At 63.5% G+C, this 26,112-nt stretch carries 22 protein-coding genes and 2 pseudogenes; 13 read left to right on the top strand and 11 right to left on the bottom strand.

The window, feature by feature from the left end; translation table 11 throughout:
• The first annotated feature begins 30 nt into the window (after window positions 1–30).
• Both ACIPOO_RS13205 and ACIPOO_RS13200 read left to right on the top strand, forming a co-directional pair.
• Window positions 31–564, top strand: a complete 534-nt coding sequence (locus ACIPOO_RS13205) for a GNAT family N-acetyltransferase (RefSeq protein WP_400607388.1) — start codon at window positions 31–33, stop codon at window positions 562–564.
• A pseudogene (locus tag ACIPOO_RS13200) lies at window positions 548–1,699 on the top strand (MFS transporter); the annotation flags it as partial. The gene ACIPOO_RS13205 and the pseudogene ACIPOO_RS13200, both read left to right, overlap by 17 nt.
• On the opposite strand, the gene ACIPOO_RS13195 reads toward ACIPOO_RS13200, so the two are convergent.
• Entirely contained in the window at window positions 1,628–2,917 is a 1,290-nt protein-coding gene (locus tag ACIPOO_RS13195; RefSeq protein WP_400607385.1) for an MFS transporter, read from the bottom strand. The pseudogene ACIPOO_RS13200 and the gene ACIPOO_RS13195 sit on opposite strands and share 72 nt — an antisense overlap.
• A 244-nt stretch (window positions 2,918–3,161) precedes the next feature.
• On the opposite strand from ACIPOO_RS13195, the gene hemB reads away from it, so the two are divergent.
• Window positions 3,162–4,136: a porphobilinogen synthase gene (hemB, locus tag ACIPOO_RS13190; protein ID WP_400607383.1), complete on the top strand. Its 975-nt coding sequence runs from the start codon at window positions 3,162–3,164 to the stop codon at window positions 4,134–4,136.
• Window positions 4,137–4,300: 164 nt separating this feature from the next.
• Here the strand turns inward: hemB and ACIPOO_RS13185 are convergent, their stop codons facing one another.
• Window positions 4,301–5,206 (bottom strand): LysR substrate-binding domain-containing protein, encoded by a 906-nt coding sequence (locus tag ACIPOO_RS13185; RefSeq protein ID WP_274130664.1) that lies wholly within the window; start codon window positions 5,204–5,206, stop codon window positions 4,301–4,303.
• 241 nt (window positions 5,207–5,447) lie between these two features.
• On the opposite strand from ACIPOO_RS13185, the gene ACIPOO_RS13180 reads away from it, so the two are divergent.
• From ACIPOO_RS13180 to ACIPOO_RS13160, 5 genes are read left to right on the top strand one after another with little or no spacing between them, the layout of a single operon-like run.
• The gene (locus ACIPOO_RS13180) at window positions 5,448–6,293 is read left to right on the top strand and encodes a transporter substrate-binding domain-containing protein (protein ID WP_400607380.1); all 846 of its coding nucleotides are present in this window, start codon (window positions 5,448–5,450) and stop codon (window positions 6,291–6,293) included.
• A gap of 12 nt (window positions 6,294–6,305) precedes the next feature.
• Window positions 6,306–6,968 (top strand): amino acid ABC transporter permease, encoded by a 663-nt coding sequence (locus ACIPOO_RS13175; RefSeq protein WP_400607378.1) that lies wholly within the window; start codon window positions 6,306–6,308, stop codon window positions 6,966–6,968.
• 7 nt (window positions 6,969–6,975) lie between these two features.
• A complete protein-coding gene (locus ACIPOO_RS13170) occupies window positions 6,976–7,662 on the top strand; it encodes an amino acid ABC transporter permease (protein ID WP_400607376.1) in 687 nt (228 codons plus the stop codon).
• A 2-nt stretch (window positions 7,663–7,664) separates the two neighbouring features.
• A complete protein-coding gene (gene argH / locus ACIPOO_RS13165; protein ID WP_400607374.1) occupies window positions 7,665–9,167 on the top strand; it encodes an argininosuccinate lyase in 1,503 nt (500 codons plus the stop codon).
• A complete protein-coding gene (locus tag ACIPOO_RS13160; protein ID WP_400607372.1) occupies window positions 9,164–9,904 on the top strand; it encodes an amino acid ABC transporter ATP-binding protein in 741 nt (246 codons plus the stop codon). Before argH ends, ACIPOO_RS13160 begins: the two co-directional genes overlap by 4 nt.
• Before the next feature lie 136 nt (window positions 9,905–10,040).
• On the opposite strand, the pseudogene ACIPOO_RS13155 reads toward ACIPOO_RS13160, so the two are convergent.
• Window positions 10,041–10,938: pseudogene (locus tag ACIPOO_RS13155) on the bottom strand (LysR family transcriptional regulator).
• 136 nt (window positions 10,939–11,074) lie between these two features.
• Here ACIPOO_RS13155 and ACIPOO_RS13150 point away from each other — a divergent pair.
• Complete coding sequence (locus ACIPOO_RS13150) at window positions 11,075–12,058, top strand: zinc-dependent alcohol dehydrogenase family protein (protein WP_400607771.1); 984 nt, start codon at window positions 11,075–11,077, stop codon at window positions 12,056–12,058.
• Window positions 12,059–12,063: 5 nt separating this feature from the next.
• On the opposite strand, the gene ACIPOO_RS13145 is transcribed toward ACIPOO_RS13150, so the two are convergent.
• From ACIPOO_RS13145 to msrB, 6 genes are all read right to left on the bottom strand, one after another.
• A complete protein-coding gene (locus tag ACIPOO_RS13145; RefSeq protein WP_274130671.1) occupies window positions 12,064–13,014 on the bottom strand; it encodes a VTT domain-containing protein in 951 nt (316 codons plus the stop codon).
• A 105-nt stretch (window positions 13,015–13,119) separates the two neighbouring features.
• Complete coding sequence (locus ACIPOO_RS13140; protein WP_400607369.1) at window positions 13,120–14,556, bottom strand: catalase; 1,437 nt, start codon at window positions 14,554–14,556, stop codon at window positions 13,120–13,122.
• A 206-nt stretch (window positions 14,557–14,762) separates the two neighbouring features.
• Window positions 14,763–15,413: a ferritin-like domain-containing protein gene (locus ACIPOO_RS13135; protein ID WP_400607367.1), complete on the bottom strand. Its 651-nt coding sequence runs from the start codon at window positions 15,411–15,413 to the stop codon at window positions 14,763–14,765.
• Window positions 15,414–15,671: 258 nt separating this feature from the next.
• Window positions 15,672–16,400 (bottom strand): peptide-methionine (S)-S-oxide reductase MsrA, encoded by a 729-nt coding sequence (gene msrA, locus ACIPOO_RS13130; RefSeq protein ID WP_400607364.1) that lies wholly within the window; start codon window positions 16,398–16,400, stop codon window positions 15,672–15,674.
• Window positions 16,401–16,426: 26 nt separating this feature from the next.
• The gene (locus tag ACIPOO_RS13125; RefSeq protein ID WP_400607362.1) at window positions 16,427–18,244 is read right to left on the bottom strand and encodes a cytochrome c biogenesis protein DipZ; all 1,818 of its coding nucleotides are present in this window, start codon (window positions 18,242–18,244) and stop codon (window positions 16,427–16,429) included.
• A 66-nt stretch (window positions 18,245–18,310) separates the two neighbouring features.
• Window positions 18,311–18,826, bottom strand: a complete 516-nt coding sequence (gene msrB, locus ACIPOO_RS13120) for a peptide-methionine (R)-S-oxide reductase MsrB (RefSeq protein WP_400607359.1) — start codon at window positions 18,824–18,826, stop codon at window positions 18,311–18,313.
• Window positions 18,827–19,012: 186 nt separating this feature from the next.
• Between msrB and ACIPOO_RS13115 the strand changes: the two genes are divergently transcribed.
• Window positions 19,013–19,729 (top strand): response regulator transcription factor, encoded by a 717-nt coding sequence (locus tag ACIPOO_RS13115; RefSeq protein ID WP_274130677.1) that lies wholly within the window; start codon window positions 19,013–19,015, stop codon window positions 19,727–19,729.
• Entirely contained in the window at window positions 19,726–21,222 is a 1,497-nt protein-coding gene (locus tag ACIPOO_RS13110; protein ID WP_400607357.1) for a sensor histidine kinase, read from the top strand. The genes ACIPOO_RS13115 and ACIPOO_RS13110 overlap by 4 nt, the downstream gene beginning before the upstream one ends.
• Window positions 21,223–21,334: 112 nt before the next feature.
• On the opposite strand, the gene ACIPOO_RS13105 is transcribed toward ACIPOO_RS13110, so the two are convergent.
• On the bottom strand, window positions 21,335–21,967 hold the full coding sequence (locus ACIPOO_RS13105) for a response regulator transcription factor (RefSeq protein ID WP_274130680.1): 633 nt from the start codon (window positions 21,965–21,967) through the stop codon (window positions 21,335–21,337).
• 34 nt (window positions 21,968–22,001) lie between these two features.
• The gene (locus ACIPOO_RS13100; RefSeq protein ID WP_400607355.1) at window positions 22,002–23,360 is read right to left on the bottom strand and encodes a cache domain-containing protein; all 1,359 of its coding nucleotides are present in this window, start codon (window positions 23,358–23,360) and stop codon (window positions 22,002–22,004) included.
• A gap of 342 nt (window positions 23,361–23,702) precedes the next feature.
• Between ACIPOO_RS13100 and ACIPOO_RS13095 the strand changes: the two genes are divergently transcribed.
• A complete protein-coding gene (locus tag ACIPOO_RS13095) occupies window positions 23,703–25,763 on the top strand; it encodes a carbon starvation CstA family protein (RefSeq protein WP_274130684.1) in 2,061 nt (686 codons plus the stop codon).
• On the top strand, window positions 25,763–25,960 hold the full coding sequence (locus ACIPOO_RS13090; protein ID WP_166598714.1) for a YbdD/YjiX family protein: 198 nt from the start codon (window positions 25,763–25,765) through the stop codon (window positions 25,958–25,960). Before ACIPOO_RS13095 ends, ACIPOO_RS13090 begins: the two co-directional genes overlap by 1 nt.
• Window positions 25,961–26,112 lie beyond the last annotated feature (152 nt).

Here is a 26,112-nt window from a genome sequence, read left to right as displayed (position 1 = left end):
AACCTGTTTCTTGTACTGGAAGACCTCTCCATGCCCCACGACCTCATCCTGCGCGACGCCCGTGAAGACGACATGCCCACGGTACGTGAGATCTACGCCCATCACGTGATCCACGGCACCGCCAGCTTCGAACTGGAGCCGCCCACCCTCGCGCAGATCCTGCAACGCCGGGCGGATGTGGTCGGCCAGGGCCTGCCTTACGTGGTCGCCGAACGCGAAGGTGAAGTCGTCGGTTACGGCTACGCGACATTGTATCGGCCGCGTCCTGCATATCGTTTCACGGTCGAGGATTCCGTCTACGTGCGCGACGGCATGGCGGGGCTGGGTATCGGCCAGGCGCTGCTGGAGTTGATCGTCCAGCGTTGCATCGACGACGGCCGGCGGCAAATGGTGGCGGTGATCGGCAACAGCGAAAACACCGCATCGATCCGCCTTCACCAGCGCCTGGGCTTTCGGGTGGTCGGGGTATTCGAGTCGGTCGGTTTCAAGCATGGCCGCTGGCTGGACACGGTGCTGATGCAGCGCACCCTGGGCGAAGGCGACAGCTGTGTACCCTGCGGATAAACCCGCGCTCAGGGCGTGGGTGGTCTGGCGGCTGGGCATCGCGCAACTCATCAACTGGGGCACTTCGTTTTATCTGCTTGGCGCATTCGGCGAGGCAATGGCGAGGGACCTGGGGTTCAGCGGCCAGCAGGTATCTGCCGGCCTGTCGGTAGCGATGGTGGTGATGGGGCTGGTCTCGCCCTTGAGCGGCGGGCTGATCGAGCGGTTTGGCGGGCGGCGGATACTGCGTGCCGGCACGCTGATCAACGCCTCAAGCTGTGCCGCACTGGCCTGTGCGCCCCTGTCGCTGGCGGGTTTCTATGGGCTTTGGGCATTGCTGGGCGTCGGGATGCGGCTGTCGTTGTACGACGCATTGTTCGCCGCCATGGCGGGCCTGGACGGCGAACGTGCGCGCCCGGCCATGGTGCGGATCACGCTGCTGGGCGGCCTCGCCTCGGCGGTGTTCTGGCCTCTGGGGCATGAGTTGCAGGAACGCTGGGGCTGGCAGGGCGGATTGTGGTTGTACGTCGGGTTCATGCTGGTCAGCCTGGCGCTGGTCGGCGCGCTGCCCACCCGTCCTCATGCGGCAGCGATCAGGCCCCAAGGGCAGGTCGAGGAGGGCGACATATCCACACCATGGTCACGGCAATGCTTGTACGGCCTGGGCGTGACGCTCACTGGGGTATTGTCTGCCGGACTGGCGGCGCAGTTACCCGCGTTGCTCGGCGGCATGGGCGTGCCCGTCGGTCTGGTTGCGTTGTGGGGCATCGGCCAGACCTGCGCCCGCCTGACCCAAAGCCTGTTCGGCCGCAGGACGCCAGCGCTGTCGCTCAATCTGTGGGTGGGCATCGGGCTGCCGCTGTGCTTTGCGCTGGGCCTCGTGGCTCAGGGTCGAACAGCGCTGGCCTGCCTGTTCGTGTTCGGTTACGGCGCGCTGAATGGCCTGGCCACCTTACTGCGCGCCAGCCTGCCGTTCGAATTGTTCGACCACCGCCAGTACGCGCGACTGCAAGGGCGGCTGGTCGCGCCGGGGTTCATTCTGGCCGCCTTCGCGCCCTGGTGTTTTGCCGCCGTGCGTGACCACTCAGGGGATCGGGCCGTGCTCGGGCTGGCCTTGTCCATCGGTGTCGTCAGCCTGCTCACGGCGCTGCTGCTCGGGCACATTGTCCGCACTCAGGGTCTCGGGCACGGCCAGCCACAGCAGCAGGAAAGCCGCCGCAGCAATGGCGGCCAGGGTCAGGAAGGCGGCGCTGTAACCAGCGGCTTCGACCACCCAGCCTGCGAGCCCGTTACTCAGCGCAGCGCCCAGCCCGAAGACCGTTGAAATCGCCCCTAGGCTGACATTGAAACGGCCGGTGCCCTGGGTCAGGTCCTTGACCACCAGCGGCAACAGCGCGCCAAAGGCGCCGGCGCCGATGCCGTCGAGCAACTGCACGCCCACCAGCCAGTACGGGTTGTCCGACAGCACGTACAACACCCCGCGCAGCGGCAGGATGATGAAGCCTGCCAGCAGCAGCGGCTTTCGCCCCCAGTCGTCGGCTTTGGCGCCCACCAGCCATGCCACCGGCACCATCACCAGTTGCGCGGCGACGATGCAGGCGGAGGTAAGCGGGGTCGCCAGGTGCACGTCGATCTGCGACAGCTTCTGGCTGACCAGTGGCAGCATGGCGGCGTTGGCCAGATGGAACAGACCGCAGCAGATGGCGAAGGTCAGCAGCGGTCGATGGCTGAGCAGCAGGGCCAGCCCGGAAGGCTGCTCGTGGGACTGTTCATGGTCCGGGTTGAAGCCCCGGGCCACGTCGTGATCGATGGCGCTGGCGTCCACCAGGGCCACGGCAACGATGCTCGCCAGCGCCATGAAGGCCATCAGGTAAAACACCGCAATCGGCCCGAACAGCCAGGAAAATCCGCCAGCCAGCAGGGCTGCGCAGGCGTTGCCGGCATGGTTCCACGTCTCGTTGCGCCCGGTGCGGCGGGTGAATGCCTTGGGACCGGTGATCCCCAGGGAAATCGCGGCGATGGCCGGGGCGAACACCGAGCCTGCGATGGCGCTCAGTGCCTGGGTAACCAGCACCCAGGTGAAACTGTGGATGAACGGCAGGACCAGGCAACCGGCCGTCACCAGCAGCGCGGCGACGATCACCACCAGGCGCTTGCTGCGGGTGCGGTCAATCAGCGCACCCGCTGGCGTCTGGGTGACCAGAGCGGCTATACCTGCCAGGGTCATGACCAGGCCAATGCTGGCAGGGTCCCATTTGTGAACGGCCAGCAGGTAGATCGCAAGGTAGGGCCCGAGCCCGTCGCGAACATCGGCCAGGAAGAAGTTCAGACCGTCCAGTGAACGGTTGTTGCGCACGTCGGACGGGCTGTTCAAGGTCGGTCTCTGCCAGTGGGGCGCGTTGCCGGGTCGGCTGCCGCTCTTGGCTAATGACCCGGCGGCGCATGCTTCGTTCGCTGGCGTTGCAAGAGTTTGTCTGATGCACTGTTGCAGCTTTGGTAAGGGACTTTATTCACCTGCCATTTGAATCGGGGCCGGGGCAGGCATAAGCTTCGCGCCATTGAACCTGCGCACCTTCAGGTGCTGCGGTCGTTTTCGTACACTTTTTTCAGGAACTGCCATGTCCAGTCTGTTTCCCGCCGCTCGTCCACGTCGCCTGCGCAGCAATGCCAACTTCCGCGCGTTGTTCCAGGAAACCGAATTCACCCTGAACGATCTGGTGCTGCCGATATTCGTCGAAGAAGAAATCGATGACTTCGTGCCAATCACCAGCATGCCTGGCGTGCGCCGCATCCCGGAGAAGAAACTGGCCGAGGAAATCGAGCGCTATGCCCGCGCCGGGATCAAGTCGGTGATGACCTTTGGCGTGTCGCACCATCTGGACGCCAGCGGCAGCGACACCTGGCAGGAGAACGGCCTGGTCTCGCGCATGTCGCGGACCATCAAGGACGCGGTGCCGGAGATGATCGTGATGTCGGACACCTGCTTCTGCGAATACACCGACCACGGCCACTGCGGTGTGATGCACGGTGCCCACGTCGATAACGACGCCACCATCGAGAACCTCGGCAAGCAGGCCGTCATGGCGGCCCGTGCCGGTGCCGACGTGATCGCGCCCTCGGCGGCGATGGACGGCCAGGTTCGCGCCATTCGTGCGGCGCTGGACGCGGCAGGCTTTCATCAGACGCCGATCATGGCCTATTCGACCAAATTCGCGTCCTCGCTGTACGGGCCGTTTCGTGAAGCCGGTGGTTCGGCGCTCAAGGGCGACCGCAAGAGCTATCAGATGAACCCGATGAACCGCCGCGAAGCCCTGCGCGAGTCGCTGCTGGACGAGGCCGAAGGCGCCGACGCGCTGATGGTCAAGCCGGCAGGGGCTTACCTGGACATCATCCGCGACATCCGCGAAGCCTCGAACCTGCCGCTGGCGGCATATCAGGTCAGCGGCGAATACGCGATGATCAAATTCGGTGCCCAGGCCGGTGCCATCGACGAAGGCCGCGTGGTCCGCGAGAGCCTGGGCGCGATCAAACGCGCAGGCGCGGACCTGATCTTCACCTACTTCGCGATGGATCTGGCGCTGGAAGGGATCTGATCCCGTAGCAGTCCGGCTCGCCGGCGTAGGCGGTCTCAAGGTCGTCCCGCGGGCAAGCCCGGCTGCTACTTCGCCCGCCGGCGTACGCTGAATGTGTGGTCGCCTCATGACCCGTAGCAGTCCGGCTTGCCGGCGTCGGCGGTCTCAAGGTCGTATCGCGGTTTCTACAACTGCCAGCCCTTGCTCGCCTCGCCGAGCATTTCCTGGATCAGCACGCTGAACCGCTGGCTCAGCAAGCTTTGCGGCCTGTCTTCGGGCAGCATCAGGTAGGTCGAGAAGCGGATCTGCGGCAGGAATGGACGGGTCTCGATCCCCATGTGCAGGTATTCCCGCGCCACCATGGGGCTGACGATACTCACCCCCAGCCCCAGCGCCACCAGCGAGCAAACGGTCGCGGCGTAGGGCGTTTCGACGTTCAGTTTGCGGTATTCCCGATCTTCGGCGAACACCCGGTCGACCCGTGTACGCGAACCGTCGTTCAGCGACAGCGAAATGAACTCCTCGCCGTGTAGATCCTCCGGCTTGATCGACGACAGTTCGCTCAGCCGATGCCCCTTCGGAAACACGCATACCCCCGGTACATCGCAGATCTTCTGGGTGCTCACCCCCGGCATGTCCTCGCCCACATAGGACGCCAGCCCCACATGGCAGAACTGCGAAGCTGCCCAGTGAGCGACCATCGGCGAGTCGCTGGTGTGGATCGAAATCGCGGCTTCGGGATTTTCCTGGCGAAAGCGCTGGATGACCCTGGGCAAGACCGTCAGTGACAGCGACGGCACTGCAGCGATGCGCAGTTGGCCCGTCCCGCCACGGCGAATGTTCTGCGCCGACCGTTCCAGGCTCTGCAAACCGATGAACGCACGCTCAACGTCGGCGAACAGCGCCGCACCTTCATCCGTAGGCAAAAGCCGCCCACCCACGCGCTCGAACAATTTGAAGCCGCTGCCGCGTTCAAGCTGAGCGATCAACCGGCTGACGTTGGGTTGCGAGGTGTGCAGCGACTCGGCTGCTGCGGTCATCGAGCCGCTCAACATCACGGCGCGGAAAGCTTCGACTTGTTTGAAGTTCATGGCAGGCCATATCAATTCGGTATGGGTGACCAATGTATTGTCATTTGTTGGCATGAGCCAGAGGCTTTATAACTGTTTTCGACATCGATAGTTCGCGCAGACGAACACGGTGGCCCGGCATCTGTGTCTACCCGGCATGGCGTGGCAAACCCCGCTGAGCTCTTCCTTGAAGTCTGCCCTTGAAATCTTTGCGTGGCGCCGCGTTGCGGGGCACCTCGCTGATCGTCTACCAGGAGGCATTATGTCGTTTTCGTTGAAGTTCCTCGTTCGTGCTCTGGCTTTCTCATCTGTTTCCCTGGCAGGGATGGCGCAGGTTCATGCGGCCGATCTGCCGCCGGTACCCGACGAAATCAAGGAGGCCGGGCAATTGCGCGCCGGTGTGCGCTGCGACCAGCCTCCCTATGGCTTCCAGGACAGCAGCGGCGACTACGCGGGCGTCGAAGTCGAAATGTCCAAACAGATCGCGCTGTGGGCGCTGGGCTCCAGGGACAAGGTAAGCTTCACCTGCGTCACCGCCGAAAACCGCGTGCCACAGCTGATCGGACGCAAGGTCGACTTTCTCATCGCGACCCTGGGCGTGACCCCTGAACGGCAGCGGGTGATCGACTTCACCACGCCTTATCGCTGGGGGGCGAGCGACGTGGTAGTGAAGAAGGACAGCCCGATCAGGTCCATCAAGGACCTCAACGGCAAGACCCTGGCCACCCTCAAAGGCTCGGTGCAGGCCAAGTGGTTCGAAGATCACATGCCCGAGGTCAAGACACTGCGCATGAACAGCGCCGCCGATGCCCTGCAGACCTTTCGCCAGGGTCGGGCCGACGCCTACACCCACGATGCTGCAACCCTTGTGGTAGTGGCTGCCAACGACGGCGACGCCCGCCTTATCAACGAGCCGTTCCAGATTTCCGACGCCGCCATCGGGGTGCGCAAGAACGATGAACCATTGCGTGACTACCTGAGCGCTGCGGTGGCGAAGATGCACGAGGAGAAGCTGTTCGGCGGTTGGGTGCGTCAGTACGTGCCGCAGAACATCCAGAGCTACTACCTGAGCGTCTTCGAGCAGGCCAAGCCTGCTGAAAAACTCTGATCGGGCGCCGTCATGGATTTTGATTTCAATTATCTGTTGGCCCAGTGGCCAGCCTTGCTCGACGGCGTGCTGATGACGCTACGAGTGTCACTGCTGGCCATCGGTTGCTCGCTGCTGATCGGCGTTTTCGGTGGCGCGGTGCGGGCCTTCCGGATTCCGTTTCTGGCCCAGGCCGTGGTGCTGTACGTGGAGCTGATCCGCAACACGCCGATCCTGGTGCAGCTGTTCTTCATTTTCTATGGCCTCCCGGCCGTCGGCCTCGAGTTATCGCTGTTCTGGTCCGGTGTGCTGTGTCTGTCGCTGTGGGCCGGCGCCTATCAGGTGGAGAACATGCGCGGTGGTCTGGCGACGGTGGAGAACAAGATGCGCGAAGCGAGCATGGCGTTGAGCCTCAAGCCGCACCAGTACTTCTATCTGGTGGCCTTGCCGATTGCCTTTCGCACCAGCTTGCCAGCGGTGCTCAACACGGCGATCTCGCTGCTGAAAAACTCGTCCTACCTGCAAGCCATTGGTCTTGCGGAGTTGACGTTCGTGGCGGTCGACCGGATCGCCACCGACTTTCGGGCCATCGAGATGTTCAGCGCGATCTGCGTGATGTACCTGATTCTGGTGGCGATCCTGTCGCTTGCGACCGGACGCCTGTCGGCCCACCTGCAACGTCCTTTCAGGCACTGAGGCCAGTATGAATTTTCTGATCGAAAACTGGGGTTTCGTGCTCAAGGGACTGTGGATGACTGTACGCCTGGCGCTGGTGATCCTGCTGTTCACCACGATCATCTCGACGGTGTTCGGCGTGCTGGCGACCCTCAAGAATCGCCTGCTGTGGTGGACGATCCATGGCTACGTGGAGCTGTTTCGTTCGATTCCGCTGATCGTCAACGTGTTCTTCATCTTCTTCGGCGCGCCGATGTTCGGCCTTGATCTGAGCCCCTTTGCCGCAGTGGTCACAGGGCTCACGTTGTGGGGAAGTGCCAACGGCATCGAGATCGTGCGCGGTGGGCTTGAGTCGGTGAACCGCCACCAGTGGAAGAGCGCATGGACCCTGGGCCTGCGCCCCTGGCAGATCTATCTGCACGTGATTGCCCCGCAATCGATGAAGGCGATCCTGCCGGCCTACACGGGCTTGCTGACCATGCTGGTGCAGGCCACCTCGCTGGGAGCGCTGGTTGGAGTGGGCGAGTTTCTCAAAGTTGGCCAGATCATCGTCGAGCGCTCCACCGTGATGACGGGGGTGAGCCCCGCGTTCGCGGTCTATGGCCTGGTGCTGGTGGTGTATTTCGTTATCTGTTCGCTGCTGAGCTGGCTCAGCCGTTATCTCGAGCGTCGCCTGGGTCGTCCGGCGATGCGCGTTACTCGTGAAGGGGTTTGAACATGCAAGAATCCAAAGTCAGTCGTCGTTTGAAAGAAGCCACCGCCCCCGAGGTCAACGAGTTCATCTACCGGCCTCGTCTGGAAGGCTTCGCCGATGGTTTTCTCAACCTGGGCAACGTCAACAAGGCGCACATCGTGATGCTCGCCGAGCAAGGCCTGATCCGCGGAGAACATGCCACTGCCCTGGCCAAAGGGGTGCTGGACATGGAAGCGGCGGGGCCGGCGATGGTCACGCTGGACCCCTCCCGCGAGGACGCTTATTTCAACTATGAAGCGCACCTGATCGAGCAGATCGGCACCGATGTCGGCGGCCGCCTGCACACCGGTCGCAGCCGTAATGACATCCTCGCCACCCTGGACCGCATGCGCTGCCGTGAAGTGCTCATGGCCCTGATCGATGCGCTGATCCAGGCCCGCCAGACTGCGCTGAACAACGCCGAGGTGTTCGCCGAGGTGGTGATGCCCGGTTACACCCATCTGCAACCGGCGCAGCCGATCACCTACGGTTATTACCTGTCGGCGGTGGAACAGGCTCTTGAGCGTGACTGTAAACGCCTGAGCCAGACACTCGAATCGATGAACCAGAGCCCGCTGGGGGCCGCTGCCTTCGCCGGTACGCCGTTCGACATCGACCGGGCACGCACCGCAGAACTGCTGGGCTTCGACGGTTTTCTCGACAACGCACTGGATGCCGTGGGCTCCCGTGATTTCATTCTGGAAAGTCTGTCGCACTTGAGCTTGCTGTCGGTGTTCTGGAGCCGGGTGGCGCAGGACTACTTTGTCTGGAGCACCCACGAATTCAGCCTGTTCGACTTCCCGGACAGTGTCGCGGCGACGTCGAGCATCATGCCGCAGAAGAAAAACCCGACGGTGCTCGAGTATCTCAAGGGTCGCACCGGGCATATCGTGGGCCTGTTGATGGCCGCGAGCGTGACGGTCAAGGGCAGCAATTTCTCCCACACCGGGGACGCCAACCGCGAGGGCACGCGGGGGTTCTGGGAGGCCGCCGAAGAAAGCCTGCGTTGCCTGAAACTGCTGGAATTGGTGCTGCGTACCGCAACTCCGAACGCCGAACTGGCAAGCCGCCGGGCAGGGGAAGACTTCTCCACGGCCACGGGTCTTGCCGACCTGATCGTGCGAGAAGCCGATCTGTCATTCCGCGAAGCGCATCATATCGTCGGCGCTGCGGTACGCATGGCGATGGACGCAGGCTTGCCAGCCCATCGCATCGATACCGCAATGGTTGACCTGTGTGCCCGCGAGCAGTTGGGCCACGCTCTGAATCTGCCTGCCGACAAGGTGCGCGAGTGCCTGGACCCGACTGCCAACGTGCAGTCGCGCAACTCGGCTGGCGGGCCGGCGTTGTCCTCGTTGCTGCCCAGCCTGGCCCGTGCCAATGCGCGTCTGCACCAGGAGCGCCAGGCCAATCAGGCCCGTCGTGATCGGCTGCTGGCGGCCCAGGACAAGCTTCAGGCGGCTACCCGCGCGCAGGCCGGCCTATGAAACCGATGCTGACAGTGCGCGGGCTGCACAAGCATTTCGGCTCGGTGGAGGTGGTCAAGGGTGTCGACCTGGACGTGGCGCAGGGCGAGGTGGTGGTGATTATCGGGCCCAGTGGTTCGGGCAAGTCGACCTTCATTCGCTGCCTCAATAGCCTGGAAGAACCGTCGGCAGGCAGCGTGGTGGTCGATGGTGGCGACTCGGTTCGCGCCGACGACCGCAAGGCCATGGCGCGACTGCGTGAAGACATCGGCATGGTGTTTCAGGATTACACGCTGTTTCCGCACATGACGGTGATGGCGAACATGATCCTGGCTCCGGTCAAGGTCAAAGGCGTGAGCAAGACCGACGCCCGGGCCAGCGCGCTGGCTTTGCTTGATCGCGTGGGTTTGAAGCACAAGGCCGATGGCTATCCGGGCGAGTTGTCCGGCGGGCAGCAACAGCGGGTGGCGATTGTTCGTGCGCTGGCGATGAAACCGCGCCTGTTGCTGTTCGATGAGCCAACCTCTGCCCTGGACCCGGAGACAGTGGGTGAGGTACTCAGCGTGATGAAGGGCCTGGCCGCAGAGGGTATGACCATGATCGTGGTGACCCATGAAATGGGGTTTGCCCGGGAGGTGGCGGATCGCGTAGTGTTTTTCGATGGCGGCAAGATCGTCGAAATGGGCCCGCCAGCGCAGGTGTTCTCGGCACCAGAACATCCACGCACGCGGCAGTTCTTGCAGAGCGTTTTGCATTGATACCCATCGGTCCAATCCTGTAGGAGCGCGCTTGCCCGCGACGGCGGTGTTTCAGTCTCGAATCTGGGGACTGACACACCGCCGTCGCGGGCAAGCGCGCTCCTACAGGTCGGTGTTCAATCCGAGAAGTCGGTGTTCAATTCGAGAGGTCGGGGTCCGCGTTGAACCCCTCGGCCAGGTAATCCACGAACGCCCGCACCCGCGCCGACTGCCTGCGGTTGGCCGGGAGCAGGGCGTGGATGGGCAGGGCCGAAGGTGTCAGGGCCGGCAGCACTTGCACCACCCGACCCAGTGCAAGGTCCCGGTGATACAGCCATGTCGGCGACAACGAAATCCCCAACCCGCTGAGCACCATCTGCCGGATTGCCTCGCTGTTGTTGCTGCGCACATTGCCTTTTACCTGCACGTGATACTGCCCCGCATCGAACACCCAGGTGTCGAAATCGGCCAGCAGGTTGAACAGGATGCAGTTGTGCAGGCTTAGCTCCTCAGCCGTCTGTGGCGTTCCATGACGCTCAAGATAATCGGGCGCCGCGACCAGTAACCGCCGGGTCAGGCCGATCTGCCGGGCGATCAGGCTGCTGTCCTTCAGTTCGCCAATGCGGATCGCCACGTCCATGCCTTCGCTCACCAGATCGACGTTCTGGTCGCTGAGCAGCAAGTCCACCGTGACCTCGGGATAGCGCTCAAGAAACCCCTGCAACCTGGGGGGCGATCTGCAAGCGGCCAAAGCTCACCGAGGAGGCAATGCGCAACGGTCCCGCGACGGCCTCCCGGCCCGTCTGGAAACTGTGCTCTGCGTTGTCCACCGCCGCGAGGATCTCCCGGCACTGTTTGTAATAGCGGGTGCCCTCATCGGTCAGCGATAACTGACGGGTGCTGCGGGCGATCAGCCGGCCGCCCAGGCGTTTTTCCAGTGCGTTGATCTGTTTGCTGACGGTCGGCTGGGTTGTGCCAAGCTCCCTGGCGACGGCCGAAAAACTGCCGCGTTCGACTACCCGCACGAACATGGCCATGGCTTCGAGGGTGTCCATCGCGGGGCTCATTTAGTCAGATTCTGGAATAAGTACTATAGGCATTTATGGTCTTATTGGCATCAAGGCGTAGCGGCAAACTCTGTTCATCGCCTCGCATCGAGGCCGCTGAATCAGGAAAGCCGCCATGAGCACCATGCAAGCCGTCGTCGCCGTCGAACACAATGCCCCATTTGAACTGCACACTCTGGACATGCCCGAGCCCGGTCCTGGCCAGGTGCTGGTGCAAGTCATGGCCAGCGCAGTCAACCCGCTGGACACCAAGATTCACGCAGGCAAGGGCGGCCATGCCCGGCAACCCTTGCCCGCCGTGCTGGGCATGGACCTGGCCGGCGTGGTGGCAAAGCTCGGTGCAGGTGTCAGCGCTTTTGCGGTCGGCGACGAGGTGTTCGGCATGGCCGGTGGCATTGGTGGCAATCAGGGCGCGCTGGCGCAGTACATCGCCGTGGACGCCGACCTGCTGGCCCGCAAGCCGCGCAACCTGAGCATGCGTGAAGCGGCTGCCTTGCCGCTGGTGTTCATCACGGCGTGGGAAGGGCTGGTGGACCGCGCCAATGTGCGCAGCGGTCAGACCGTGCTGGTGCATGGCGGCGCCGGTGGGGTCGGGCATGTGGCGGTGCAGATCGCCAGAGCGCTCGGAGCCGAAGTCTTCGCCACCGGTTCCGCCCACAGCCTGGCGACCATCGAAAGCTTTGGCGCCACGGCCATCGACTACCGCGCCAGCAGCGTCGAGCAATACATGGCCCGGCACACCGCCGGCGAAGGCTTCGACGTCGTTTACGACACAGTCGGCGGCGCGACCCTGGACGATTCCTTCGCCGCTGCCCGCACCTACACCGGCCACGTGGTCAGTTGCCTGGGTTGGGGGGAGCACAAACTGGCGCCATTGTCGTTCCGGGCCGCCACCTATTCAGGGGTGTTCACGCTGCTGCCGCTGCTCACCGGCAAGGGTCGCAAGCACCACGGCGAGATCATGGCCCAGGCCACGCGCATGGCCGAAGCGGGACAACTGCGCATACTGCTGGACGATCAGCGTTTCACCCTGGCAACGGTCCATGAAGCCTACCAGCGTGTAAGCAGTGCAATCGCCAAGGGCAAGGTGGTGATCGATATCGCGTGAGCGGCTCAGGCCGTCGCAGTCTGCCCTGGTGCGTCATGGTCAGGCTGCGCGTCACGCCAGGCATCGAGCCCGCCGACCAGCGCCTTGCCCCGCGTCAGCCCGTGGGCGCTCAGCTTTTGCGCCAGCAATGCCGCCGACAGCTCGTTGGGGCAGGCGCAGTAGAACACCATGTCGACGTCGCCCAGTTGCTCGACCCAGGGCTGCAGCGGTTCTTCAAGGCTGATCGACACTGCGCCGGGGATGCCTTCGACGATTGCACTGTGGAATTTGGGCCGCACGTCGATGACCACCGGCGCATGGTCGCTGTCTTGCAGGGCCAGCAACTGCGGGACAGTGATGCGTGGCACCTGGGAGGTGCGGGCCAGCAAGCGGCGGCGCTTCCAGTACTTCCAGGCAATGAACAGCAGCAACGCGACCGCAGCACCGCCAATGGCCAGCGGCAGGTAGCCACTGAGCCAGTCCAGCATCGGGATCAGCGCGTCGGTAAACAGCATCCCCAGCAGCAGCGCAGAGCCTGCCCAGATGAACGAGCCCGCCAGCGAATAACGCATGAACACCCCAAACGGTGTGGCGTTCATGCCCGCCACCGTGGTCACCAGCGCACCGGCACCGGGCAGGAACTTGGACAGCAGCATCGCCCGAGGCCCGACCCGGTCATACACCGTCAGGCCCTGGCGAATGCAGGTGTCCTGGGAGAGGGAAATCTTGCAGATGGTTTTCAGCAGGACGCCGCCATAGCGTTTGCCCGCCCAGTACCAGAGGGTATCGGCGATCAGGCAGGCGAGCATCGCCACCAGCACGCCCGCGCCCAGCAGCGGTTTGCTCTGCATCGCCAGGGCGCCGGTGACGATCAGCGTCGGGTAGGCCGGCACCGGCAGCCCGATCTGCTCCAGTAGCACATTGACGAACACCAGCAGCAGGCCGTGGGTTTCGTTCAGTTGCTGGAGTTCGTTCATGGCAGGCACCGGGCGTTGAATCGCGGGCAGGAAAAAGGGGTGTCAGTACCGTGGCCTGAACACCCCTTCGTGTCAACGCTGTTTATCGCTCAGCGAAGAGGCCGGTCAGCGCAAGCGCTCGATGGCCGCAGCGACACCGGCGCCGTAGGCCGGGTCGGCCCCGTTGCAGTTGTCGATGTGGCGCTGCTGGACCGCTGCCGAAGCGCCGCTGATCGCCCGCGCGGTGTTGTCGAACAGCACCTGTTGCTGCTCGGCCGTCATCAGGCGGAACAGCGCGCGTGGCTGGGAATAGTAGTCATCGTCGTCCTTGCGGAAGTCCCAGTTCGCGGCGGCGCCGTACAGCTCAAGGGGCGGTTCGGAGAAGTCCGGCTGCTCGACCCACGCGCCCTTGGTGTTGGGCTCGTAGCCGATGGTGCCGCCAGCGTTGCTGTTGACACGCATCTGGCCGTCGCGGTGGTAGCTGTTGACCGGGCATTTGGGCGTGTTGACCGGAATCTGGTGGTGGTTGACCCCCAGGCGATAGCGCTGGGCGTCGCCGTAGGAGAACAGCCGGCCTTGCAGCATCTTGTCCGGCGAGAAGCTGATGCCGGGCACCACGTTGGCCGGGTTGAACGCGGCCTGCTCGACGTCGTGGAAATAGTTGTCCGGATTGCGGTTCAACTCCAGGGTGCCGACTTCGATCAGCGGGTAGTCGGCGTGCGGCCAGACCTTGGTCAGGTCGAACGGGTGGACCTTGTAGCTGTTGGCTTCCTGTTCGGGCATCACTTGCACGAACAGTTTCCACTGCGGGAAGTCACCGTTCTCGATGGCGTCGAACAGGTCGCGCTGGTGGGTTTCACGGTCGCCGGCCACGGCGGCAGCGGCTTCGGCGTCGGTCAGGTTCTTGATGCCTTGCTGGGTCTTGAGGGTGAACTTGACCCAGAAGCGCTCGTTCTGCGGGCTGATGAAGCTGAAGGTGTGGCTGCCGAAACCGTGCATGTGACGGTACGACGCCGGGATGCCACGGTCGCTCATGACCACGGTCACCTGATGCAGGGCTTCGGGCAGCGAGGTCCAGAAATCCCAGTTGTTTTCGGCGCTGCGCAGGTTGGTGCGCGGGTCGCGTTTGACCGCATGGTTCAGGTCAGGGAATTTCAGCGGGTCGCGCAGGAAGAACACCGGGGTGTTGTTGCCCACCATGTCCCAGTTGCCTTGTTCGGTGTAGAACTTCACCGCAAACCCGCGAATGTCACGCTCGGCATCGGCCGCGCCGCGCTCACCGGCCACGGTCGAGAAGCGGATGAAGATGTCGGTCTGCTTGCCGATCTGCGAGAACAACCGGGCCTTGGTGTAGCGGCTGATGTCGTGGGTCACGGTAAAGGTGCCGAAGGCGCCGGAACCCTTGGCGTGCATGCGACGCTCCGGGATCACTTCGCGGTCGAAGTGCGCCAGTTTCTCCAGCAGCCAGACGTCTTGCAGCATCAGCGGGCCGCGTGGGCCGGCCGATTGCGAGTTCTGGTTGTCAACGACGGGTGCACCCGCCACGGTGGTGAGTTTATTCATTGTCAGGCTCCGGTTTGGGACGGCTAGTCTTGCTCGATCAACTGTATTTTTATTGGACGCGTGTGCGTCTTTTTCCTTGTTGCAGATGGCGCGTTCGTGTCCGAACCCGCCAGCTAGAGGGCTTCGAAACTCAGGCAGCGTAGTCGTTCATAAAAAAAGCGCCCTGTCCGGGCGCTAAAGGAGGAGAGAACAGCACGCGATTTGAATCAGAAGCGGTAACTCTGGGCCGTGGTAAACGCCGCAATGCCCGGGCTGTGGGCCCACACCTCCATGGTCGAGAACCAGGTGTTGGGGCGCGGCGGCTGGCGACACTCGCTGGTAAACGAGGCGCCGGAAGGGATGTCCAGCTTGATCTTGCACACCAGTTGATTGGTGCGGTACAGCAGCTCGCTGACCAGGTTGGCGGTGGCGTAATCCCCTGCATCCACGGCCCGGTCCATGAAGCCCTGGGCCTGTGCGGTGAGGGTGGTCAGGTGTTGCGCCAACTGATGAATCTCCTTGAAGCACTCACGAAAGCCGGGGGCCTGTTCGGCGTCGGCCAGCGGCGCGGCGGTCAACCGGGCCTGGGTCACTGTGCCGTTGAGCATCTGCATGCGGCTTTCGAGGAAAGTCACGAATTCCCGGGTCGACTGATCCAGATCCTTGAACAGCTCCTTGATCGCCTGATAGTTCAGGCTGCGCAGGCGCCAGCGCACTTCCCGGGCAAAGCCACCGGCCTGTTCGGCGGTTTCGCGATGGGCGTCCAGCAACTGGAGAAACAGCTCACGCTCCTGGCCGTGCAGGGTGGTGTACAGCCCGTGGGCATCGGCGGCGAACTCGGCGTTGAGTCCTGGCTTTGGATCGACATCGGCAAACATGGCGAATCTCCTCGACGTGTGCTTCGACGGCCTGTCCGGTACGGTGTGCATCCCACGGCTTTGAGAGAGGTCTGGCCTGCATGACAGGAATGGCTCCAAGGTATTACTGCCGGCGCAGCGCGTCACTTGTACCTTGGTACCGGGAGGCGATACACAGGTGTTGGCAGGGCATACTTTGGTTTGTGGTGGCTCTGCGTTGACGAGCTCACTCCTACAGGTTCGCGTCTGGATTGGGCCCACGGCCCGCACCGAGGGTCATCACTGCCCTGTCTTGAACAACACCGCCTGTTCGCTGTACCGATCGGCAAACAACTGCTTGAGTTGCCCGACCTTGGGCAGGTCGTTGATGACGATGTACGGATACGTCGGGTGGGTGGTGAGGAAGTTCTGGTGGTAGTCCTCGGCCGGGTAGAAACCGTTGTACTTCTCGATTTTCGTTACGATGGGCGCGTTGAAGGATTTGGCAGCGTCCAGCTGGGCGATGTAGGCCTGGGCCACCGCTTGTTGCTCGGGGCTTTCGGGGAAGATCGCCGAACGGTACTGAGTGCCGCTGTCCGGGCCCTGGCGGTTGAGTTCGGTGGGGTTGTGGGCGACCGAGAAGAAGATCTGCAAGAGTCTGCCGTAGCTCACTTTCGACGGGTCGAAGGTGATCTCCACCGACTCGGCATGCCCGGTATCGCCATCGCTGACACGCTCATAATGCGCGGTGTCGGCCTTGCCCCCGGCGTACCCGGAAACCACTTTGGTGACGCCCTGCACATGCTGGAATACCCCTTGCACACCCCAGAAACAGCCACCGGCCAACACCGCGGTTTCGCTGCCGGCGGTGCTGACGATTTCGTCTTTCTGCGGCGGCGCGATGCTCACTGCGTCTTCACCGGCAAACGAACACGCGGCGGTCTGCAGCAACACGGCCCCGGCGAACAGATGCAGGCCGGCGCGTTTCCAGCGGGCGAAGGTCGAGGTCACGGGATTGATGTCTTTCATCTCTGCTACTCCTGAAGCGGGCTGGATCAACCGAAGGTGAAGGCGTAGGCCGACACGCCCGGATCCCTGAATTCGATGCTGAAGGTGTGGTCGGCGACATCGCCGGGCTGGCGCACCAACTGATACAGGCGCTGCTCGGTGACGGTGCCGCTGCCATCGGGTGCGACGTCGGTGCCGTGGGCGTCGCCCGGTGCCTTGCCGTCGATCTTCACGGTGAAACGCACCGGCTTGCCGTCGCTGCCAGGGCCCAGCACCAGGTGCAGGTCGCGGGCATGGAAGCGGTAGACGATCTTGCCGTTGGCCGCCGTCAGGCTTGCGCGCTCGGCGCCGATGTTCCACTGGCCGTCCAGACCCCAGTTGTTCAGCGCAAGGCTATGTGGCGTGCTGTAGCTGGCCGCGCGGTCACCCTTGGCGCCGCCCGGGGAGACGAAGTTCTCGGCGCGCTCGAAGCCCAGGTAGGTTTCCGGGGATTTCACCTCGCTCATCTGCGCTGCCTGTTGCACGCCTTTGCCGCTGGCGTCGATCAGGTCGCTGGTGATCTGGCCGTTGCCGGCCTCGCGCAGCAGCTCCTGGATGACACGCTCGGATTCATCGTAGGCGCCTTCACCGAAGTGGTGATACCGGATACGGCCCTGGGCGTCGGCGAAGTAGTGGGCGGGCCAGTACTGGTTGTCGAAGGCACGCCAGATCTTGTAATCATTGTCGACAGCCACCGGGTAGTTGATGCCCAGGTCGGCCATGGCCTTGGTCACGTTCTTCACGTCGCGCTCGAAGGCAAATTCGGGTGCATGCACGCCGATCACCACCAGCCCCTGATCTCGGTACTTGTCGGCCCAGGCCTTGACGTAAGGCAGGCTGCGCAGGCAGTTGATGCAGGAGTAGGTCCAGAAATCGACCAGCACCACTTTGCCCTTGAGCTGTTCGGCGGTCAGCGGCTCGGAGTTCAGCCATTGCACGGCGCCATTGAGCGAGGGCAACTTGCCTTCGACCGGCAGACTGGCGCTGGTGTTCTTCGCCGCCATCATGGCGCCCGAGGCTTGCATGCTGGCGCCGGCGTCGTCACGGCCAGGAATGTTCTGGGCCATCATCGTGCCGCCTTGCATCAGGTTGCCGTCTTTGGAGTTGCCGGTGAGGCGCCCCACCAGCGATTGCTCCAGGCTGCCAGTGGAGGCCGTGGAAATGCGGGTGAGAAGGCCGGTGTCCAGCCCCAAGGCAATGGCGGCGACACCTGCCAGCATGGCCGCACCCAGGCCGCGACGAATCCATTCACCGGCGCCCAGCGAACGCTTCATCGCGCTGAACACCTTGCCGCCCAGCAGCAGGGCCAGGGCCAACGACGTGGCAGCGCCCGCAGCATAGGCCAGCAACAGCAGGGTGGTGCCGACGCTGGCGCCTTGCAGGGCGGCGCCGGTCAGTACCAGGCCCAGGATCGGCCCGGCGCACGGCGCCCACAACAGCCCCGTGGCCACGCCGATCAGGAACGACGCCCAGGGGCTCGGCCTGGCATCCACGCCTGCGTTTTCCGACAGGCGACTGCCGGCAGCCACCAACGGGCGGGTCAGGCGCTCGGCCAGCCTGGGCAGCAGCAGGGTCAGGCCGAACAGCGCCACGAAGATCAACGCCAGGCCACGGCCATACTGGTTGAGCTGAACCACCCAGCCTCCGCCGACGGCTGCCAGAGTCGCCACCAGGGCGAAGGTCACGGCCATGCCCACCAGCAACGGCAGGCCACTGCGCACGAAGGGTTGACCGGTGCGGGCGAAGACGAAAGGCAGCACCGGCAGGATGCAGGGGCTGACGATGGTCAGCACGCCGCCGAGGTAGGCAAGGATGATCAGTAGCATGGTTTTGGTCCGTTCAAAATTGAGTCTGATTGACAGAGTGTCGTCGCATGGCCCGACGGGGCGCGGTTATGTCTGCGGGGCAAACGTCATCGCCAACCCGTTCATGCAATAGCGCAAGCCGGTGGGTTTCGGTCCGTCGGTGAACACATGGCCCAGATGCCCGCCGCAGCGGCGGCAGTGGACTTCCTTGCGCAACACGCCGAACGAGGTGTCGGTGCGGATCGCCGTGGCGTTGTCCAGCGGTTGCCAGAAGCTCGGCCAGCCGGTGTGGCTGTCGAACTTGGTGCTCGACGCGAACAGCGGCAACTGGCAACCGGCGCAGGCGAAGGTGCCGTTGCGGTGTTCGTCGTTCAGCGCGCTGCTGTAGGGGCGCTCGGTGGCTTCGCGGCGCAGCACCTGGAACTGCTCGTCAGTGAGCAGGGCGTGCCATTCGGCGTCGCTGTGGCTGACCTCGAAGGTGCCCACCGGGGAATCGGCCGGGGTGAGGCTTTCACCGTCGGCGAACTTGGGCAGCACGCCCAGGGCGATGGCTGCCACGCCTGCGCTGCTGCTCAGTACCATGAACTGTCGTCTTGAAAGCATGAGGGTCTCCTTGGCACCGGCTGCCTGCCGTGGTCGGGACAGGTCGAGGGTGCGATGCGGCCATCCTGCGCGGGGGCTGTTCCCAAAATCCTCACCGAGAGTTAAACAATTCGTGATAACTGCCCGCCGCCAAAATCGGCACAATGGCCCCATTGCGCATTCAAGCGCCCGCAAGGTTTGCCTTTCATGGATCAGCCCAAACGCATTCTGGTGGTCGAGGACGATAGCCATATCGCCGACCTGATTTGCCTGCATCTGCGGGACGAACACTTCGAGGTGGTGCACAGCGCCGACGGCGAAAAGGGCCTGCGCCTGCTCGAGCAGGGCGGCTGGGATGCGCTGATTCTGGACCTGATGCTGCCCGGCGTCGACGGCCTGGAGATCTGCCGCCGAGCCCGGGCCATGACGCGCTACACGCCGATCATCATCACCAGCGCCCGCTCCAGCGAAATGCACCGCATCCTGGGCCTTGAGCTGGGTGCTGACGATTACCTGGCCAAGCCCTTCTCGATGATGGAACTGGTGGCGCGGGTCAAGGCGCTGCTGCGCAGGGTCGATGCCATGGCCCGCAACCTCAAGATGGAGGCGGGCAGCCTGTCCAGCGCCGGGCTGTTCATCGATCCGCTGACCCGCGAAGCCTCGCTGGAAGGCCGGGCGCTGGACCTGACGCCCCGGGAGTTCGATCTGCTGTATTTCTTCGTCCGCCAGCCGGGCAAGGTGTTTTCCCGGCTGGACCTGCTCAATTCGGTGTGGGGCTACAACCACGAGGGCTACGAGCACACGGTCAACACCCACATCAATCGCCTGCGGGCCAAGATCGAGGCGGACCCGGCCCAGCCGCTGCGCATCCTCACGGTGTGGGGGCGCGGCTACAAGTTCGTCGATCCGGGGGACGCCTCGTGAAGATGACCCTGACCCAGCGCCTGTCCCTGGTGTTCGCGCTGTTGCTGCTGATCTGCTGCGGCACCTCGGTGTGGTTGCAGGTGCGTTCGAACAAGATGCATGAGCTGGAAGTGGTTCAGGGCCTGTCCCGTGACCTGGCCCAGCACATCGCCCGCGACACCCAGTTGATGGACGCCAACGGCCTCAAACCCGACGCCGTGCGTGAACTGTTCAGCCAGTTGATGCTGGTCAACCCCAGCGTCGAGGTGTACCTGCTCGACGGCGACGGGCGCATCGTCGGCGATGCCGCGCCCAAGGACCGGGTGCTGCGTGATCGCGTGGACCTGGCCCCGGTACGCGAGCTGCTGGCGGGCAAGCCGCTGCCGATCCTGGGTGACGACCCGCGCAGCATGGACGCACGCAAGGTGTTTAGCGCAGCGCCCTTGATGGTCATGGGCAAGCCTGCCGGGTTCCTTTACGTGGTGCTGCTGGGCGAGGCCCACGACCGCTTCGCCGAGCGCGGCGCGACCAGTGAGGCGTTGAACACGGCGCTGTGGTCCATCGGCCTGATCGCCTTGCTCTGCCTGTTCGCGGGTCTGGCGGCGTTTGGCTGGATCACCCGGCCACTGCGACGTCTGACGGATTCGGTCAGCCACTTCGATATCAATGCCGCGCCGGTGCTGCTGCCCGCCGAGGCGTCAGGGCATCCGCGCCATGGCGATGATGAAATTGCTGTGCTCGATGCGACCTTCAGGCAGATGCAGAACCGCCTGAGCGAGCAGTGGCAGACCCTGACCCGGCAGAGCCAGGATCGCCGCGAGCTGGTGGCGAATATTTCCCATGACCTGCGCACGCCGCTGGCCTCCTTGCACGGTTATCTGGAGGTGCTGTCGGTCAAGGACGCCAGCCTGAGCCCCGAAGAGCGCCGCCGTTACCTGGGCATTGCGCTGGACCAGAGCCGCAAGGTCGGCGGGCTGGCGCAGTCGTTGCTGGAGCTGGTGCGTCTGGAACACGGCTTCGTGGTGCCGGTGGTCGAGCGTTTCTCGCTGACCGACCTGGTGCAGGACATCTTCCAGAAGTTCGAACTGGGCGCCGAGGCCAAGGCGGTCACCCTGACCCCGAACTTCCCGCCGACCGTGCCAGGGGTGCATGCCGATCTGGGATTGATCGAGCGGGTGCTGACCAACCTGTTCGACAACGCCTTGCGCCACACGCCAACCGGCGGCGAGATCAGGATTGCCTTGCAGCCCCAGGGCAAATACGTGGAAGTGACGGTCAGCGACAGCGGCCCGGGGATTGCCGCCGAGTTGCGCGAGGGGTTGTTCCTGCGCCCGTTCAACATCGGCGGAGCGCGGCGTGACGGCGGACTGGGCTTGCGCATCGTGCATCAGATCTTGCAATTGCACGGGATCAGGATCGAGCTGGTCGACGTACCGGGGCAGGGCGCGACGTTCCGCTTTGCCTTGCCGGTGGATCAGGAGACGGCAGAGCAAGCCCTGCCCGATGCCTCATGAGTAGCCTGTAGGAGCGCGCTTGCCCGCGACGCGTCGTATCTGACAATACCAAGGCGCCTGACCCGCCGCCGTCGCGGGCAAGCGCGCTCCTACAATGGATATGCAGTGAAGCTCACGGCACCAACAACCCATGCTCCATCGCGTATTTCACAAGCCCCGCCGGCTTGTCGATGTTGAGTTTGCGGCGGATGCTCAGGCGGTGGGTTTCCACGGTCCGGACGCTGATGGCCAGGTCCCGGGCGATGGTCTTGTTGTCCAGCCCCTTGGCCAGGCCCACGAGCACTTGCACCTCGCGTGGGGTCAGTTCGTTTTCCTCGGGCTTTTTCGACACCAGCTTGAGCGTCACTTCGGCACTGTAGAAGGTCCCGCCGGTCGCAATGGCCTCGATGGCGGCGACGATCTCCCGCGAGGGGGCGTTTTTCAGCACGTAGCCGCTGGCGCCCGCGCGGATGGAGGTGGCGACGTACTCCTGATTGTCGTACATGCTCAGGATCAGAATCTTGATCGCCGGGCAGCGCTGGCGGATCAGTTGCGTCAGTTCCAGGCCGTTCATGTCCTGCAGGCCGATGTCCACCAGCAGGATGTCGGGCTTGACCTCTTCGCACAGGGTCAGCGCCTCGCGGGCGTTTTCCGCTTCGCCCACCACTTCGAACAGCGGGCGTGTCGAAAGCAGGGCGCGCACGCCGTCGCGAACCAGGGAATGGTCGTCGACCAGGGCAATGCGGATGGTCTGGCTGGCGCTCATGATCGGGGCGGGTTTCCTGTCTGATGAAGGGCCGTCATGCGGCAACGTTGACGGGCATGGTCACCGTCAGTTCGCTGTGGCCCGGTGCCGAATAAAGGTTGAGCTGGCCGTGGAAATGCTCGACGCGCTCGCGAATATTGCGCAGGCCAATCCCGCCCTGGACTTCCGGCAGATGAGCGACGTCCACCCGAAAGCCGATGCCGTCGTCGCGCACCGTCAGTTGCACCTGCTTCTTGTTGCCTTGCAGGTCGATGTAGACGTTCTGTGCGTGGGCGTGGCGTTCGATGTTGGTCAGCGCTTCCTGAAGTATACGGAACAAGGCCACCGGTGCGCCCTCGGCCAGTTTCAACTGGCCCAGGTTGTGGGTGTAGTGGATGGCGAGGCCGGTCTGTTGTTCGAACTCGGCCACCAGTTGCGTGACGGCGGCGGCCAGGCCCAGGGTGTCGAGCAGGGAAGGGCGCAGGTCGTGGGAAATGGTGCGGATTTCGCCGATGGCCTCGCCCAGGCGCTCGGTGCCTTGGCGCAACGTGTCGAGCCCACGCTGATCGTTGCCTTCGAGTTGCAGGCCGGCCAGTTCGAACTGGAACTTGATCGACACCAGCACCTGGCTGATGCCGTCGTGCAATTCGCGGGACAGCCGGGAGCGCTCTTCCTCCTGCAAGTTCATGATGCGCTGGTTGAGCATCTGCAGCTTGCGGTCGGCCAGGCGGTGTTCGCTGGCGTTGAGCGTGACGCCGCAGACGAACACCAGCAGCACCGCGATCAGCGCCACGGCGCCGATGTCGAGCATGGTCGCGTAGATGCCGCGGGCCACTTCCTGGCGCGCCTGCTGGGTGGCGCGTTCGACGTCTTCCAGGTAGATGCCGGTGCCGAGCATCCAGCCCCAGCGCTTGAGCATGACCACGTGGGCCAGTTTGTCGGTGACCTGCCCGGTGGACGGCTTTTCCCAGGCGTAATGCTGGAAACCGTCGCCGGACTCGGCGCTCTGCAGCAGCGCGCGGATTACCAGCAGGCCCTGGGGATCGGTCATGTTCCACAGATCCTTGCCCACCAGTGCGGCCTGGCGCGGGTGCATCAGGCTGCGGCCGTTCTGGTCATAGACGAAGAAATAGCCGTCGATGCCAAAGCTCAACCGCGACAGCTCATCGAGCACCTGGCGCTTGGTCTGCTCGTCATCGCGCCCGCTGTCGTAGGTCGGCGCCAATGCGCTCATGGCCATCTCTACGTAGTTTTTGAGCTCGGCACGTTTGCTGGCCAGGATGCTGTCTTCGATCAACTGCGCCTGCTGTTCGCCCAGGCGCTGGTTCTGCACGATGACCAGCGCGCAGATGACCGAAACCGCGAGGATCAGCGGCAGGATGCCCAAAGCGACGATCTTGTGTTTGAGTTGCATGGCGGCAGGTGTCCGGCGGGGCGGGGTGTTGTTGTGGGGAGTATTAGACACGTTAAGCGGATTGGCTGCATCTGTCGGAACCATCGACGCGATCACCCGTAGGAGCGCGCTCGCCCGCGACGGCGTCAGACCTGGCAACCTGAGTGGCTGAACCGACGCCGTCGCGGGCAAGCGCGCTCCTCCGGGGAAGGAATGCCGGTCTACGTAGTACTACGCAGTCAGCAACGTAGTAATGCGAATTTCTCTTGCTGACAGACGCGTGGATAGTGGCGACGCTCCGTTACCCCGGATCACACAATAACAATTACGCCACAAGCCATGAGCTTGGGCAGGAGACCCACAATGACCCGACTGACCAAACATCTGGGTTGGTTCGCCGTCGCTGCCCTCGGGGCATGCGCCTTGGGTGTCGTCGCGCTGCGCCGCGGTGAGGCCATCAACGCACTCTGGATTGTCGTCGCAGCCGTTGCGATCTATCTGGTTGCGTACCGCTACTACAGCCTGTTCATTGCCAATCACGTCATGCAACTGGACCCGACCCGGGCCACCCCTGCGGTGATCAACAATGACGGCCTGGACTACGTTCCTACCAACAAACACATCCTGTTCGGCCACCACTTCGCCGCCATCGCCGGCGCCGGTCCCCTGGTCGGTCCCGTGCTCGCCGCGCAAATGGGCTACCTGCCCGGCACCCTCTGGCTGATCGCCGGTGTGGTACTGGCCGGTGCGGTACAGGACTTCATGATCCTGTTCCTGTCGACCCGCCGTAACGGCCGTTCCCTGGGCGACATGGTTCGCGAGGAAATGGGCCGCGTACCGGGCACCATCGCCCTGTTCGGCTGCTTCCTGATCATGATCATCATCCTCGCGGTGCTGGCGCTGATCGTGGTCAAGGCCCTGGCCGAAAGCCCATGGGGTATGTTCACGGTGCTGGCGACTATCCCGATTGCGATGTTCATGGGCGTGTACATGCGCTATGTGCGTCCGGGCCGCATCGGTGAAATCTCCATCATCGGCGTCGTGCTGTTGCTGCTGTCGATCTGGGCCGGTGGCCAGGTTGCCGCGAGCCCTGAGTGGGCCCACGTGTTCACCTTCACAGGCGTGCAGATCACCTGGATGCTGGTCGGTTACGGCTTCGTCGCCGCCATGCTGCCGGTCTGGCTGCTGCTGGCACCACGCGACTACCTCTCGACCTTCCTGAAAATCGGCACCATCGTCGCCCTGGCGATCGGCATCCTGATTCTGGCACCCGAGCTGAAAATGCCGGCCCTGACTCAGTTCACCGACGGCACCGGTCCCGTCTGGAAAGGCGCACTGTTCCCGTTCCTGTTCATCACCATCGCCTGCGGCGCGGTGTCGGGCTTCCACTCGCTGATCGCTTCGGGCACCACCCCGAAACTGCTGGATAACGAGAAGAACGCTCGTTACATCGGTTACGGCGGCATGCTGATGGAATCCTTCGTTGCAATCATGGCCATGGTTGCGGCTTCGGTCATCGATCCGGGCGTCTACTTCGCCATGAACAGCCCGGCGGCTGTGGTCGGCGGCGACGTGGTTGCCGTGGCTCAGACCATCAGCAGCTGGGGTTTCACCATCAGCCCTGACACCCTGGTCGCTACCGCCAAGGACATCGGCGAGAACACCATCCTGGCCCGTGCCGGTGGTGCACCGACCCTGGCGGTCGGTATCGCCCAGATCCTGCACCAGGTGCTGCCAGGCCAGAACACCATGGCGTTCTGGTACCACTTCGCGATCCTGTTCGAAGCGCTGTTCATCCTGACTGCGGTTGACGCTGGTACCCGTGCCGGTCGCTTCATGCTGCAAGACCTGCTGGGCAGCTTCGTGCCGGCCCTCAAACGCACCGAATCCTGGACCGCCAACGTGATTGGCACCGGTGGTTGCGTGGCGCTGTGGGGCTACCTGCTGTACCAAGGCGTGATCGATCCGCTGGGCGGCATCAACACGCTGTGGCCGCTGTTCGGTATCTCCAACCAGATGCTGGCGGGTATCGCGCTGATGCTGGCGACCGTTGTGCTGATCAAGATGAAGCGCCAGCAATACGTCTGGGTCACCATTCTGCCGGCCTCCTGGCTGCTGATCTGCACCGTGACCGCAGGCTTCATCAAGCTGTTCGACCCAAGCCCGGCCGTCGGTTTCCTGGCCCTGGCGAAGAAGTACAGCACTGCCGCCGACGCCGGCCAGATCCTGGCCCCGGCCAAGACCGTCGAGCAGATGCAGCACGTGATCTTCAACGCCTACACCAACGCGGCGTTGACCGGCCTGTTCCTGTTCGTGGTCCTGAGCATCCTGTTCTACGCGGTGAAAGTCGGCCGCGCGGCATGGGTCAAGAAAGAGCGCAGTGACAAGGAATCACCATTCCAGGCCATGCCGGAAGCCAACTGATGTTCAATGACCTGAGTCGCCTCGGCAAATACCTCGGGCAGGCCGCCCGCCTGATGGTGGGCATGCCTGACTACGACAACTACGTCGAGCACATGCAAAAGACTCACCCCGACCAGCCGGTGATGTCCTACGAGGTGTTCTTCCGCGAACGCCAGGACGCCCGGTACGGCGGCAAGGCAGGACCCAAGTGCTGTTGATGGCTTGAACCCGCCTTAAAAGAAACGCGCCACGATTCGTCGTGGCGCGTTTTTTTATGGGCGCAATTTGTAGGACGTCTCCTTAAGTTTGTTCGGAAACGTCTCGGAAGCACCTCCCCGTCTGGCGTTGCCTCGCCAAATCAAAGATTGTT

The organism is Pseudomonas sp. NPDC090201, from assembly GCF_044746825.1.
Lineage (GTDB): Bacteria > Pseudomonadota > Gammaproteobacteria > Pseudomonadales > Pseudomonadaceae > Aquipseudomonas > Aquipseudomonas putida_AD.
The sequence above is the reverse complement of the archived record's forward strand: the minus strand, read 5'-3'. Positions and strand labels throughout refer to the sequence as shown.

Excerpts from the sequence above, each read along its gene's own strand:
- msrB (WP_400607359.1), bottom strand. The coding sequence starts at position 18,826 with ATGCTTTCAAGACGACAGTTCATGGTACTGAGCAGCAGCGCAGGCGTG.
- msrA (WP_400607364.1), bottom strand. The coding sequence starts at position 16,400 with ATGAAAGACATCAATCCCGTGACCTCGACCTTCGCCCGCTGGAAACGC.
- ACIPOO_RS13175 (WP_400607378.1), top strand. The coding sequence starts at position 6,306 with ATGGATTTTGATTTCAATTATCTGTTGGCCCAGTGGCCAGCCTTGCTC.
- ACIPOO_RS13170 (WP_400607376.1), top strand. The coding sequence starts at position 6,976 with ATGAATTTTCTGATCGAAAACTGGGGTTTCGTGCTCAAGGGACTGTGG.
- ACIPOO_RS13115 (WP_274130677.1), top strand. The coding sequence starts at position 19,013 with ATGGATCAGCCCAAACGCATTCTGGTGGTCGAGGACGATAGCCATATC.
- ACIPOO_RS13100 (WP_400607355.1), bottom strand. The coding sequence starts at position 23,360 with ATGCAACTCAAACACAAGATCGTCGCTTTGGGCATCCTGCCGCTGATC.
- hemB (WP_400607383.1), top strand. The coding sequence starts at position 3,162 with ATGTCCAGTCTGTTTCCCGCCGCTCGTCCACGTCGCCTGCGCAGCAAT.
- ACIPOO_RS13150 (WP_400607771.1), top strand. The coding sequence starts at position 11,075 with ATGCAAGCCGTCGTCGCCGTCGAACACAATGCCCCATTTGAACTGCAC.
- ACIPOO_RS13160 (WP_400607372.1), top strand. The coding sequence starts at position 9,164 with ATGAAACCGATGCTGACAGTGCGCGGGCTGCACAAGCATTTCGGCTCG.
- ACIPOO_RS13185 (WP_274130664.1), bottom strand. The coding sequence starts at position 5,206 with ATGAACTTCAAACAAGTCGAAGCTTTCCGCGCCGTGATGTTGAGCGGC.
- ACIPOO_RS13125 (WP_400607362.1), bottom strand. The coding sequence starts at position 18,244 with ATGCTACTGATCATCCTTGCCTACCTCGGCGGCGTGCTGACCATCGTC.
- ACIPOO_RS13095 (WP_274130684.1), top strand. The coding sequence starts at position 23,703 with ATGACCCGACTGACCAAACATCTGGGTTGGTTCGCCGTCGCTGCCCTC.
- ACIPOO_RS13140 (WP_400607369.1), bottom strand. The coding sequence starts at position 14,556 with ATGAATAAACTCACCACCGTGGCGGGTGCACCCGTCGTTGACAACCAG.
- argH (WP_400607374.1), top strand. The coding sequence starts at position 7,665 with ATGCAAGAATCCAAAGTCAGTCGTCGTTTGAAAGAAGCCACCGCCCCC.
- ACIPOO_RS13135 (WP_400607367.1), bottom strand. The coding sequence starts at position 15,413 with ATGTTTGCCGATGTCGATCCAAAGCCAGGACTCAACGCCGAGTTCGCC.
- ACIPOO_RS13205 (WP_400607388.1), top strand. The coding sequence starts at position 31 with ATGCCCCACGACCTCATCCTGCGCGACGCCCGTGAAGACGACATGCCC.
- ACIPOO_RS13180 (WP_400607380.1), top strand. The coding sequence starts at position 5,448 with ATGTCGTTTTCGTTGAAGTTCCTCGTTCGTGCTCTGGCTTTCTCATCT.
- ACIPOO_RS13145 (WP_274130671.1), bottom strand. The coding sequence starts at position 13,014 with ATGAACGAACTCCAGCAACTGAACGAAACCCACGGCCTGCTGCTGGTG.
- ACIPOO_RS13090 (WP_166598714.1), top strand. The coding sequence starts at position 25,763 with ATGTTCAATGACCTGAGTCGCCTCGGCAAATACCTCGGGCAGGCCGCC.
- ACIPOO_RS13105 (WP_274130680.1), bottom strand. The coding sequence starts at position 21,967 with ATGAGCGCCAGCCAGACCATCCGCATTGCCCTGGTCGACGACCATTCC.